General features: G+C 52.7%; 7 protein-coding genes. 3 read left to right on the forward strand and 4 right to left on the reverse strand.

Going from position 1 to position 13,216, the window contains the following annotated elements; all coding sequences use genetic code 11:
- Positions 1 to 7 precede the first annotated feature (7 nt).
- Both gltB and AC2215_RS13895 read right to left on the reverse strand, forming a co-directional pair.
- On the reverse strand, positions 8 to 4,633 hold the full coding sequence (gltB, locus tag AC2215_RS13890) for a glutamate synthase large subunit (RefSeq protein WP_486810640.1): 4,626 nt from the start codon (positions 4,631 to 4,633) through the stop codon (positions 8 to 10).
- Positions 4,634 to 5,485: 852 nt separating this feature from the next.
- The gene (locus AC2215_RS13895) at positions 5,486 to 6,793 is read right to left on the reverse strand and encodes an aminopeptidase P N-terminal domain-containing protein (protein ID WP_486810606.1); all 1,308 of its coding nucleotides are present in this window, start codon (positions 6,791 to 6,793) and stop codon (positions 5,486 to 5,488) included.
- A 626-nt stretch (positions 6,794 to 7,419) separates the two neighbouring features.
- On the opposite strand from AC2215_RS13895, the gene AC2215_RS13900 reads away from it, so the two are divergent.
- A complete protein-coding gene (locus tag AC2215_RS13900) occupies positions 7,420 to 8,262 on the forward strand; it encodes a choice-of-anchor L domain-containing protein (protein WP_486810641.1) in 843 nt (280 codons plus the stop codon).
- A 491-nt stretch (positions 8,263 to 8,753) separates the two neighbouring features.
- Here the strand turns inward: AC2215_RS13900 and AC2215_RS13905 are convergent, their stop codons facing one another.
- Positions 8,754 to 9,143: a hypothetical protein gene (locus AC2215_RS13905; protein WP_486810607.1), complete on the reverse strand. Its 390-nt coding sequence runs from the start codon at positions 9,141 to 9,143 to the stop codon at positions 8,754 to 8,756.
- Positions 9,144 to 9,219: 76 nt separating this feature from the next.
- A complete protein-coding gene (locus AC2215_RS13910) occupies positions 9,220 to 9,567 on the reverse strand; it encodes a Dethiobiotin synthetase (RefSeq protein ID WP_486810608.1) in 348 nt (115 codons plus the stop codon).
- A 519-nt stretch (positions 9,568 to 10,086) separates the two neighbouring features.
- On the opposite strand from AC2215_RS13910, the gene AC2215_RS13915 reads away from it, so the two are divergent.
- Together AC2215_RS13915 and AC2215_RS13920 are read left to right on the forward strand one after the other, a co-directional pair.
- On the forward strand, positions 10,087 to 12,489 hold the full coding sequence (locus AC2215_RS13915; protein ID WP_486810609.1) for a transporter substrate-binding protein: 2,403 nt from the start codon (positions 10,087 to 10,089) through the stop codon (positions 12,487 to 12,489).
- Positions 12,490 to 12,691: 202 nt separating this feature from the next.
- Positions 12,692 to 13,207, forward strand: a complete 516-nt coding sequence (locus tag AC2215_RS13920) for a DUF2396 family protein (protein WP_486810610.1) — start codon at positions 12,692 to 12,694, stop codon at positions 13,205 to 13,207.
- Positions 13,208 to 13,216 lie beyond the last annotated feature (9 nt).

A 13,216-nucleotide genomic window follows, 5' to 3' on the forward strand; every position in this document is an offset into this window, starting at 1 on the left:
GCTGACCTTACTTCACAACCAACTCCTTCTCTTCCAAAGATTGGTTGCTCGCTTCTGGGGAATCTGCTTCCGAGGGCGGAACCACCTGCCAGAACTTCGGCAAGCACTCCGTCCAATTCGCCAGAATCCGCTGGGCTTTCGGGCTGCCGGTACGTTCGGCATGGGCGGCAATCAACCCCTTGAGTTGCGCTTCCCCAGCTGGGGTGCAAACTCGCTGAATCTTGACGATTTCCGGGTTCACCTTCGCCGGGAAGTTACCCTCTTCATCGAGGAAATAAGCCAAACCGCCGGTCATACCCGCGCCGACGTTGCGACCCACTTTCCCGAGGACGACGATAACGCCACCGGTCATGTACTCGCAGCAGTGGTCGCCGGCCCCTTCAATGACCGCTTGTCCTTTGGAGTTGCGCACGCCGAAGCGTTCTCCCGCCAGACCCAGGACGTACAGGGTTCCCCCCGTTGCGCCGTAGATGCAGGTGTTGCCGACGATGACGTTTTCCGAGGGGTCGAAGGTGGTTCCCACGGGAGGCTTGATGATAATCTCGCCGCCGTGCATCCCTTTGCCGACGTAATCGTTGGCCGCCCCTTCGAGACTCAGCGTCATGCCGGGAAGGTTGAACGCCCCGAAACTCTGTCCGGCACTGCCTTTAAAGTTGAGGTTCAGTTGACCCTCAAAGCCAGTGTTGCCGTATTTCTTGGCGATCGCCCCGGAAACTCGAGCGCCCACGCAGCGATCGGTATTGACGATCTCTTGGGTCTTGCTGACGCTGCTTTGATTGGCAATTGCTCCGGCAATGTTTGCATCGGCCAACAACTCGTCGTCGAGCACGTCCCCATTGGTGTGAATGTCCGGAGGTGTCACCCAATTACGATTTTCCCCTTGGGGCAATTTGGTGATGCAATCGAGGTTGAGTGACTGAGTTTTGGTCAGTTGCACGTCTTCGCGCACCTTCAGCAGGTTGGAACGCCCGATAATTTCGGCGATCGAGCGGTAACCCAACCGCGCCAGGAGCGCTCGCACCTCTTCGGCGACGAACAAGAAAAAATTCACTACGTGTTCGGGCATACCGGGGAAGCGCTTGCGCAACTTTTCTTGCTGGGTGGTCACCCCCACCGGGCAGCTATTCATGTGGCAGACGCGAGCCATAATGCAACCTTCGGCAATCATGGCGATCGTGCCGAAGCCAAATTCCTGTGCCCCCATCAGCGCGGCCATCACCACGTCCCAACCGGCGCGCATACCGCCATCGGCCCGCAGAATCACCCGCTCGCGCAGTTGATTTTCCATCAACACTCGATGCACTTCCGTCAAACCCAATTCCCAGGGACTGCCGGCGTGCTTGATCGAACTTAGGGGAGAGGCCCCCGTACCGCCGTCGTGACCGGAAATTTGAATCACGTCGGCATTGGCTTTGGCAACCCCGGCGGCGATCGTCCCGATGCCAATGGAAGAGACCAGCTTCACCGAGACTTTCGCCTGGGGATTGATTTGATGGAGGTCGAAAATCAGTTGTGCCAAATCCTCGATCGAATAGATGTCGTGGTGGGGGGGCGGAGAAATTAGCGTGACCCCCGGCTTGGAACGGCGCAACATGGCGATGTAGTTACTCACCTTGCGACCGGGGAGTTGTCCTCCTTCTCCGGGTTTCGCCCCTTGAGCGACCTTAATTTCGATTTGCTTGGCGCTCATCAAATACTCGGGGGTCACCCCAAAGCGTCCGGATGCCACCTGCTTAATCGCTGAGGAAGCCGTATCCCCGTTCCGGAGTCCTTTGAGGTGGGGGAGAGTTTCCGAATGACCTTCCCCATCCACGTCATCGAGCGCCCGGAAGCGGATCGGATCTTCGCCCCCTTCTCCGGAGTTGGACTTGCCCCCCAAACGGTTCATCGCGATCGCCAGGGTTTCGTGGGCCTCTGGAGACAACGCTCCCAGGGACATACCGCCGGTGCAGAACCGCTTGACGATCTCTTCTGCCGATTCCACCTCGTCGAGGTTAATCGAGTCGCGATCGCTCTGGAAATCTAACAAATCCCGCAGGGCAGCGACTGGACGGTTGCCCAAATAGTCCTGGTAGGCTTGGTAGTGATCGTAAGTTCCTTCCCGTACCGCTTTGTGGAGCACCTTGGTTAACTCGGGATTGTTGCCGTGGTATTCGCCCCCTTTGCGGTACTGGATGAAGCCGAAGTTCTCGAGCTTATTGACTTCGGGGAACGCCCGTTGGTGGAAGGTAAACACTTCGCGAGCGAGTTCGGCAATGGTGATGCCGCCGATGCGGGAGGTGGTTCCTGTCATCCCCAATTCGAGCAAATCGCCACCGATACCGATCGCCTCGAAAATCTGTGCCCCTTGGTAACTCGACAGGCGCGAAATTCCCATCTTCGAGAGAATCTTCAACAATCCCGCTTCCGTGGCTTTGCGGTAGTTGGCGATCGCTTCGGCTAGGGTCATTTTCTCGAGCTTGCCCAACCCCATCATTTTCTGAGTTTTCGGCTCGTGCCACCAAGCCCGCAGGGTCGTCCAAGTGAGGTAGGGGCAAACGGCACTGGCGCCATAACCCACCAAACAGGCGTAATGGTGGGTACTCCAACACTGCGCCGTATCCACCACTAGGGAGGCTTTCATCCGCAATCCCCGATCGATGAGGTGGTGGTGAACCGCACCGACCGCCAGCATGGGAGGAATATAGGTGCGATCGCTGCTGGCTCCATCTCGATCGCTGAGCACCAATACTTCCGCCCCATTTTCCAGGGCTTCGGCGGCTTTTTGGCACAGGGCAACCACAGCCCCTTGCAATCCCTCGGGACCGGCACTGGCGTCTAATAAGGTTGACAGGGTGACGACGTTCAAACCCGATCCCTTGATGCCGCTCAAATCGGCCTCGGTCAATACGGGGGTTTCGAGTTTCAGAAGACGATCGGCTCCTGGTGCGGCATCGAGCAAATTCCGCCGCGTTCCCAAGACCATATTTAAAGACATCACCAAACCTTCGCGCAGGGGGTCGATGGCCGGGTTAGTGACTTGGGCGAAGCGCTGTTTGAAGTAGTCGTAGAGCAGGCGCGGTTTATCGGAAAGAACCGCCAGGGGAATATCGTCGCCCATGCAGTAGGTGGGTTCTTTGGCTTGCTGCGCCATGGGGACGATAATCATGTCCACGTCTTCTCGGGTGTAACCGAAAGCGGTTTGCTGCTGCAACAAGTTGTGGGCATCGGGGGCATCTGCAGGGGTACTGCTGCCGTTGGCTTCTCCCAGTTGCGGACGGGCGGCCACCCATTCTCCATAGGGATGCTGTCCGGCAATTTTGCGCTTGATGTCCCAGTTTTTCAAGACTTGGTGGTTTTCCAGATCGACAGCGAGCATCTGACCGGGACCGAGGCGACCTTTTTCGAGGATATTTCCCGGATCGAGATCCACCACCCCAGCTTCGGAGGCAACGATGACCAGACGATCGCGGGTGATCACGTAGCGGGCGGGGCGCAATCCGTTGCGATCGAGACCGGCACCGATGGCTTTTCCATCGCTAAATGCGAGCAGGGCCGGTCCGTCCCAGGGTTCTTGGATGCCGCTGTAGTACTCGTAGAAGTCCACAACTTCCGGATAGCGATCGAGTTCCGGTTGGTTTTGATAGGCTTCGGGAACCAGCAACATCAAGGATTCGAGAGTCGAGCGTCCCGATCGCACCAGTAACTCGAAGCTGTTATCCAAGTTGGCCGAGTCGCTGATATTGGTATCGACGCAGGGGATGAGTTGCTCGATGCGCTCGTTCCAGTTGGGGTGGGCAAATTCGGCTTGGCGGGCTTTCATCCAGTTGATGTTGCCGAGCAAGGTGTTGATTTCCCCGTTGTGACCGAGCAATCGCATCGGCTGCGCCAAGGGCCACTTGGGCATGGTATTGGTGCTGAATCGGCGGTGATACAGGGCAAAGGCACTGACGTAGTCGGGGTTTGTCAAATCTTGGTAAAATTCCCCCAGGACCGAGGCGCGCACCATTGCCTTGTAGACGATCGTCCGACAAGAGAAGGAGCAGATGTACAAATCGTCGCCCCAGCTCATCGATGTGGTGGTTTCGAGTTCTTTACCGATCGCCCGCCTGGCCAGGTAGAGTTGGCGATCGAGAGCATCTCCGACCAGGGTTTCGGAGGTCACCACCAGCTGTTCGATGCGCGGCTGCATTTCCCGCGCTTGCGGTCCGAGAACCTCCGGTCGCACGGGAACCGGTCGCCAACCTAATACGTCTAGTCCTTCGCGAGCCAACACCCGTTCGGTGATTTGCCGCACTTCCGCGGCGGCTCCATCGTCCTGGGTTAAAAAGACCATCCCCACCCCAGTGCGTTCGGGCGGGGGAATGGCGATCGATTCTTCCCTCAGCCACTGCTGGATTATATCCCAAGGAATGGCGCCCATCACCCCCGAACCATCACCGGAGTCGTAGTCGGCGCTGCATCCCCCTCGGTGTTCCAAACAGGATAGAGACGCCAATGCTTTGACGACGATATCGTGACTGGGTTCGTTGTCTTGGTGGGCGATAAAGCCGACACCGCAAGCATCCCGTTCTTCAACCAACCAAGGTTGTCCGCCGAAGGGTTCCGCAGGCGTTACTCGATCGGGTTGAGTGAATTTTGAGTTTTGATTGATGCCAAACTGTTCCACGATCTTTCCTAAATGTCTCCTGATTAACAAACGGTCAATTTTCGCGATCGCGCGTCATCTCCCATGAAGTTCCTATCGAGATTTTCCCTCGATCGAGGGTGGGATCGTTAGACTTTAGCGCCTGGGTCTATATTTCTCGATCGGGCTGACTCGATATCGCACCGTCAAGCCACGCCTCCTTATCGAATTAGACCCCACTACAATCCTGACCCAGAGGTGAATCTAAATCGGTATTTCAAGCGACTCAGATAAATACTACTTCGGAGAAGTAATTGTCTTTGATTCCAAACTGGGGCCATTTCGAGGCTGCTGCGCGAGGGTGGTCTTATTATATTTTGGGTTACGATACCGTGAGATTTTATACAATTTCTCATCAGTTCGACTGGTTCGACCCAAATTGAAATAAGTTGCGAGATAAAGATTTTAAGGGAAAATACCCAACTTTGACAATGTCAAACCTAAAATACTTAGGTAAGATGCTTTTTAGATTATTGCATCATTAGTCACTCTAAAGAAATCCACAGAATTTCTCCTCCGCAACCTAGGAACGAACCCGACGCGACTCAACCCTTGGCCCCATTGCCCTCACCCCCACATTTAGCCGAACAAAAACTCCAGGATGACACGATCGGTCCGGATACTCTACATGAGGTAAACCTTTGTTTTGACAGTCGATCCCGCCTTGTAGTCGCACTCGCAGGCGCCCTGAGATCCTGACGATCTCGAGGGCACTTTGGGCGACGGATTTCCCAAAATTCGGATTGAGGTTTGGGTAAATGTTCCTGGGGTTTGAGAAATCCTCGATCGAGATCGAGATCCGACGCTCGATGCTGACGATTAAGCTTCCATTTCTTCAAGAGATTTCGGCACTCCGGCGGTGAGAATCTCTTGCCCGGTTGATGTCACCAAAACATCATCTTCGATGCGCACGCCAATGCCATGCCATTGGGGATCGACTTCGGGTTGTTCTTCGGCAACCTTAATATTCGGAGAAATGTAAATTCCCGGTTCCACTGTCAGAATTTGACCGGGTTGTAGGGTTTGCCACGCCTCTTTCGAGTGTTTGTAAGCCCCCACATCGTGAACGTCGAGACCCAACCAATGCCCGGTTTTGTGCATGTAAAAGGGCTTGTACTTTTCCTCCTTAATAATCTCTTCGATCTCCCCGACGAGCAATCCCAACTCCATCAATCCTTCGACAATAACCCGCACGGCCGCGTCGTGGTGTTCGTTGTAAGGCAATCCCGGTCGAACGCGCTCTAGGGCTTGTTTTTGCGCTTCGAGCACAATTTCGTAAACGATCTTCTGCTGGGGGGTAAACTTCCCTCCCACGGGGAAGGTGCGAGTAATGTCGGAGTTGTAGTATTGGTAGCAGCATCCGGCATCGATGAGGAGCAAATCTCCATCCTCCATTTGCCGATCGTTCTCGATATAGTGCAAGATACAGGCATTTTGCCCAGACGCGACGATCGAGGGATAGGCCGGACTTCCCCCAGCCGCGGCAAAAATATATTCCATTTCGGCTTGCACTTCGTACTCGTACCGACCGGGTTGGGCGAACTCCCGCGCCCGATTGTGGGCGGTGACGGCGATTTCGGCCGCGCGGCGCATCTGGGTCAACTCCGCTGGGGTTTTCACCAATCGCATGGGATTCACTAGATTGCCAGAATCTTCGATCGCCATCGGACCACTTCCGCGACGGGGAACCATGCGCACTTGTCGCTGCCAGTGTTGGAGAACTTTGCCATCGAAGCTGCGATCTCGCCCGAAATGGTAGAAGATGCGATCGGCATTCTCGAGATACTGGGGTAGTTTTTCATCGAGTTCGCCAATGGGATAGGCAACGTCGGCCCCGTATTTTTCTTTGGCGACTTCAACCCCAGCCCGCAAACCCGTCCAGGTTTCTCGTTCGAGATCTTTGGCTTGCACGAACAAGATAAACTGGTGTTCTTCGTGATGGGGGGCGAGTACCGCCACGGCATTCGGTTCGTTAAATCCCGTCAGATAGAAGAAGCTGCTATCTTGACGAAATCCATATTCCACGTCATTATGCATTACCGCCATGGGGGCACTGCGAAAAATCGCCGTGCCGCTACCCATTTTGGTCATCACTTGCTGCCGTCGCTGACGATACTCTGATTCCATAGCAAACGTCCTGGCTCCTACAATTAAAACCGTCTATACAATCTTCACTCCAAATCGCCCGATCTCGCAACGTTCGGCACGCTCGAGATTTGGAAGTTGGGTGAGTAACGATTCGCTAGAGGTAAAGACATGATTGTTTGGGGATTCGAGGGAATAACACTCGGAAATGTCTGTGTCATATTTTACCTAAATCGGTTTTTCAATTATAATCAGATAAAATACCGATAACTTCAAACTAATTAATTCCATCGATCGAACGTCTCTAATTAAACGAGATATGACTTTTACAGTTCGATTTAAATTTTGTTTTTAACTCCTCGAATCGATCGCTCGACTTCAACAAAAATCGAGATAGCAAAAGCTATAGCTTTTGATTTTTAGTTAGACTTCAGACAGTACGATCGCATGTCATATTTTTAGGGTGAGGTTCGAGAAAAAAGGGGTGTGAGGTGAGTTTAGAAGACACAGAGAACTGGGGTTTTATGCTAAAGTATCCCGATCGATTCTCTGAAAAATGACCCGAACCTAATCTACGATTAAAGCTTAACTTCAAGGATCGAGTCCATCTTCTAGTCACAATTTCGAGAACGATGAAAATCTGGATGATTTCCCCCGTGGGAACTTTGATGTCGGTGGTTGTGGCCCTCTGCGCTCCCCTCATCAGTTCCAAAATGGGATTGGCATTTAATATTACCTCAAACCCGAATACCAGTAATTTACTCAATGCCATTTTAGGAGAAACAACAGGCTTGAGTAACTTCGATATCTCCGTCTCAGGGAATTCCATGGCGTTCGGTCTTTTTACAGACGATCCCTTTGGCTTAAAATCTGGAGTGGTGTTGAGTACTGGCAACGTTGAAGAGTTATCCGGAGTGAATACCTTAGACGGAACGACCCTAGATGGAGATGGGATCCCCCTACGAGATTTAAGTACGAACTTTAACGGTTTTTGCCTCCCCGAATGCGATACAACAACCGTCGAGATTCAGTTTGATGTGGGGGATAACGTTGAGAAAGTTTTCTTCAATTATGTCTTTGGATCGGAAGAATTTGTTGAATTTGGAGACCGAGGTTTTAACGATTCTTTTGCCTTATCCCTCAACGGTCAAAATTTAGCTCGACTCAGTGACGGACAAACGGTAGATATTAATACGATCGTTCCCAATTCTACCGATCCAACCTCTTTTCATCCAGACTACATCAATAATCCAGCGGGGTCTTCCACCCCAACGAAGCTTGATGGATACACCCAAGTTCTGGGATTTGAGGGGATTTTAACTCAAAACGCTCGCAATACCCTGACGATTCAGATCGCAGATGTGGGGGATAATTGGTTCGATTCGGCCGTCTTCATTCAGGGTGGAACCCTGGGGACGACACCACCGACGACATCGGTGCCCGAACCAAATCTGTTGCTTGGGCTTGTGGGAATGGGAGCGATCGCTTACTCTCGCAAACGCCAGGTATAGACGCAGGGAAATAAAGCCCTTTGGGTTGAAGTAATAAGTAATAAGTCGTATAGGTTAAACCCTAATCAAACGGGACGAAGCCTCTTCATTCATGAAGAAAAATTTTCGACCCCATTCGTTTGTTGAATCCTTCGTGAAGCACAGGTCAAACTTATTACTGATTACTTTCAACTGATTAACGTCAGTTTTGCTGAAGCCGTCTGGTCCGAATGCAGACGACCGGTGGCCTTCGGGCGGTCGGCCAGCGGCTCGAAAGTGAGGCGACAATACAGGGTACATCGGGTTGCTGGGGAGGAAAGTACTCCATTCCCCATTCCCCGTTCTCCCTTCCCCCTTACCCATCCTCACCGGAAACTGTCCGATCCCGAACTGACTTTACTTATGAAATCTGGCGTTCTCAGAGGAATACTGGGGGCGATTGCCAAACCCCACTCCGTCAGATCAAATCGGTCTTCGACAGTTAATAGAGACTTTTCGACCACATTAAAGGCTTACTCTTTCGACTCTTGGATGGGGGTAACCGATACATCCACCGCATCCACATCAATGGTTCCCGGCTCGGTAGCGCGAGCGAATCCCCCGTTTTTGACTTGTAGCGCTTCGCCGCAACTGGGGCATTGCATGGGAGTATTCGCCAACCCCGTTAGGGGGTAGGTACACACGGGACAGCGATCTTGAACGAGATTGCGACCGATCCACCATTGCAATCCCAAGACCAAAACGAACGGCAACAACAGGAGTAACCCGAGGACGATAAAAAACGACTTCACCAGCCAGCCCAGACCGATGACGAACAATAGAGAAATAACCGCAATCGGCATCAGCCATGCGCTGAGACTGGCGATTGCGTATTGAAGGACTTTGGAGCCGTTTGAGTTCACAGCAGCCTCCTGGGAAATCGGTGGAAATACTTCTATCTTAACTGGGGACAGACCTCATCTTACGGTGTCGGTTCCCCTACTCCAACCATTCTCCGGCAAAGATACTGTCTACGGCTTTTTCGAGGCGATTGACATCGGCAACCAGTAGCGGCGACCAGAAAATTCCATTTTTACGTCCGACTTCTAGGAGTTTGTAGCTTTCGAGGGAGAGTAAATGTAGGGCGCGGATGAGTTTTCGATCGAGTCGATCGAGCTTTTTTTCCGATTCGTAGAGGGTTTTAAGGGCGAGCAAAATCGAGGTCATCTGTCCGGGGAGGGGAGGTTTACCCCGTTCGAGGAGCATCAGAAAGGCATCGGGGTTGCGTTGGGTGACCAGAGCCGTTCCTTGGTCGATGATAAAGTTGTAGGCGGTTTTAGAATCCATGGCAAAAGCAGAAGATTGCGGAATATTCCCAGACTACCAGGGTTGTCCCAGCGGTCGCAGGAATTGAGATTTTCCGAGATTTTGAGAAGCATTCGATTTATGTCAGGTGCGAGATCGGATAGTGTCCGGTGAGGGTGGAGTGTTGAGAATTTTAGATTTTAGATTGGTCAGCATTCGTGCCCTCAGCGCTCGGCGATACTTCAAAAGAGTCGCGCGCGAACGGCTGTAGACTCTTCGGGAAAGCCAAAATTTCCGAAGTTTGAGCTTGGAATACGTGACGATCGCATCTATTGAAAACACTCGATCGAGCCATTCGGGTCGGAATGCAGTCAGTACAAAGATACGAGGTGCTCGCCTCCGACGATCGGAGAAAGTTTCCGTCCATGGCTTTGCATTTCTCCAACGAACGGTTAGCTTAGGGTGGAATTCTCCAATCCTTGAAGTTGAGTTATAAAACGATCGCGAAAATATAAGCACAATATAAGAGCGAGAATTCCCCAACCCGATATCGAGTCGCTTATGTCTCCCAGCCACAGTCTTTCTCCTTCTTCTGTCGATCGCGCGAATTCCCCTGTCAAAGTTGGTATTTTGCACTCCCTGAGCGGAACGATGGCTCTGGGGGAAGTCGGGGTTAAAGATGGGACGTTGTTGGCGATCGATGAAATTAATGCCGCTGGGGGGGTACTGGGTCGTCTTTTACAACCTCAGATCGAAGATGGCGCTAGCAATTTGCAAACCTTTGCCCGCAAAGCCCGAAAACTGTTGCAACAAGAACGGGTGAGAGTCGTGTTTGGCTGCTGGACGAGTTCTAGCCGCAAAGCCGTGCTGCCACAATTCGAGCGAGCCAATGCCCTGCTATTTTACCCAGTCACTTATGAAGGGTTCGAGCGATCGAAAAATATTATTTATACGGGCGCAACTCCCAACCAATTCATCATCCCGGCAATCGAATACTTACTCGATCGCGGCAAGCGCAAGTTTTTTGCCATCGGTGCCGATGGTATCTTCGCCCGCAATCTCAATCGTATCGTTCAAGCCCAACTTGCAGCCCGTCGGGTCGAGTGGGTGGGAGAGGTTTACGTTCCGCTGGGTTCGACGGATTTGCACGGAGCGATCGCCCATATGAAGGCCACCCAACCGGATGTCATTCTCAATGCTCTAGCCGGAGAAAGTAATATTGCCTTTTTCCGTCATTTATCAACAACCGAGGAAATGTCTCCTCTCTCATCGGTGATGTCCTTCCGTCTGAGCGAAGGGGCAATCCAACAAATTGGTGCCAAATACATCAAAGGTCACCTGGTGGTCGGTAGCTATTTTCAAACCCTAAATACGCCGCACAACCCGGCATTTATCGCTGCTTATCAGGCTAAATACGGTCCCGAGGGAGTTGTCGGCGATGCGATCGCCATGGCGTACGGCAATGTCTATCTGTGGAAAAAAGCTGTCGAGAAAGCCGGTAGCTTCGATACGGACAAAGTTAGAGCGGCGGCTTACCATCTCGAGTGGAAAACGCCGGGGGGTAAAGCCCGACTCGATCGCGGTCATACCTGGAAAATCGCCCGGATCGGTCGCGTGGGTGCGGACGGGCACATTGAAGAAATTTGGAACTCCAAGCGCCCGATTGCTCCGGATCCGTTCCTCAAAACCTATCCTTGGGCCGTAGGTATCTCTCCGAAGGGGTTTCTGGGGGAAGTGCGCTGGAGTTTGATGGGGTTATTTGTCGCCCTGGCGAGTTTGGTAGCGATCGCCACGGGGGTGGGATGGAGTGCGTCCGAGCAACTGGAACGATCGATGAAACTCTTGGTTCGTTCTCTACCCTCAACCCCCTCCCCCGACAGCATTACGAAACAGGAAGCCAAAGAAGCCATCGATGCGGCCGAGCGCACTCAATCGTGGTTGTTAGTCTTGTTGGTGACCAGCTTGTTGATGATGCCCGTCGCCCTGCTGGTGGTATTTCGCATCACTCAGGCTTTGAGTTTGCTGCGTCAAAAAGCCCAATTGCTCGCCAGTGGGGATTTTTCTGCTCGATCGCCGATCGTCTCTGGCGATGAAATCGGCGTTCTCTCGGCGACCCTCAATACCCTCGCCCAGCAGGTGAATACGTTGCTTAAAAGCCTGGAGGTGCGAGGTCGGCAACTCGAAGCGAGATCGGAGGAACTCGAAGCGGCCAAAGAAGTCGCCGAAGCCGCCAACCGCGCTAAAAATCAGTTTTTAGCCAATATGAGCCACGAATTGCGCACGCCACTGAATGCCATCATCAACTACAGCGAGTTGCTTCAAGACGAAGTGGCAGTTTTGGGGGGGGAAGAGGTGCGGGATTTGCAAACTATCAATCGAGCCGGTCGGCATCTGCTGGCGCTGATCGAAGATGTTCTCGACATCTCTAAAATTGAGGCGGGAACGATGAAGCTGACGATTTCCACCTTTAAGGTGTCTCAACTCGTGGAGGAAGTGGTGACCACCCTCAGACCGACCATCGCTCAAAACCAAAATACCCTGACGGTCGATTGCACTGGGGAGTTGGGGGTGATGGAAGCTGACTGCCGTAAGGTACGGCAAATCCTGTTAAATTTGCTCGGGAATGCGACAAAATTTACCCAAGCAGGAACTATTACGTTCAAAGTCTGGCGGACGGAAGCCTCCCAACTCAACCTCGGGTCTGACGCTTCGGAATGTTTGGTGTTTTCGATCGCCGATACCGGCATTGGTATGAATCCCGAGAAGCAATCTTATCTATTTGAAGCGTTCACCCAAGCCGATGCTTCCCTGGCGCGGCAATATGGCGGTATGGGTTTGGGGTTGGCGATTTGTCAAAACTTTTGCCGGATGCTCGGGGGCAGGATTACGGTGGACAGCGAAATCGGTCGGGGTTCGACGTTTACGGTATACCTGCCGAGTTGTAACTCGGGCAGTGGACCCTAGTTAACGTCAGTTCGGGAGCGACTCCTGAGTCCGCTTGCCAAAGACCTCAGACACGAAACTCTCCATGTGCCATCGCACTTGAATCGAACTTGAAAGGTTACAAAATATCGAGGGTTTCTGCACGCCGGATGGCAACTGAGATTACAATCGTAGATCGATCGTTCCATTCAAGCATTCAAAAGGCGATCGCCCAAGAACGAATATGACCCAGCCAGCGAATTCCTCCCCATCGGCCACCCCACTCAATTTTCGCGGCGCGTATACTTGTCCCGCGTGCCGTCGCGGAAAAATTTCCGCCCTCGTCCTCACGGAAGCCTTTGGCTGCGAGACCTGCAACCATATTTTTACTGCGAATCTCTCCAAACAATCGGTGCAATTGGTCGATAGTTCTCCACCCCTGGCGTGGCGATGGAACGGTCATCAATGGAAGCCCACCCATCGGGATGTCGATCCCCTCAATGGGTGGGTTTGGTGTTTGGCGATCGCCTTCGTGCTTTTGCCCACTTCGATCGTTGCCCTTGGGGCGTACGTTTTTCCGCCGCTTCCCGATAGTACCTTGCGCTGGTTTCCCTTCCTTTGGGCTGGGTTAACCTTGTGCGCCCATAGCGCCTGCGTCGCGTGGTTGGTAATGGAATACTACCAATTTCCGGCGGTTTTGTTTTTGCGGCTGGGTCAGCGACAGATGGGTTCGTCCTCAGGTTCTCGTTTCCGAACTTGAGGAAGCGAC

The sequence above is a fragment of the Zarconia sp. genome (assembly GCF_057467645.1).

Coding starts and splice junctions, on each gene's coding strand:
- AC2215_RS13895 (WP_486810606.1), bottom strand. CDS start 6,793: ATGGAATCAGAGTATCGTCAGCGACGGCAGCAAGTGATGACCAAAATG.
- AC2215_RS13900 (WP_486810641.1), top strand. CDS start 7,420: ATGTCGGTGGTTGTGGCCCTCTGCGCTCCCCTCATCAGTTCCAAAATG.
- AC2215_RS13910 (WP_486810608.1), bottom strand. CDS start 9,567: ATGGATTCTAAAACCGCCTACAACTTTATCATCGACCAAGGAACGGCT.
- AC2215_RS13915 (WP_486810609.1), top strand. CDS start 10,087: ATGTCTCCCAGCCACAGTCTTTCTCCTTCTTCTGTCGATCGCGCGAAT.
- AC2215_RS13920 (WP_486810610.1), top strand. CDS start 12,692: ATGACCCAGCCAGCGAATTCCTCCCCATCGGCCACCCCACTCAATTTT.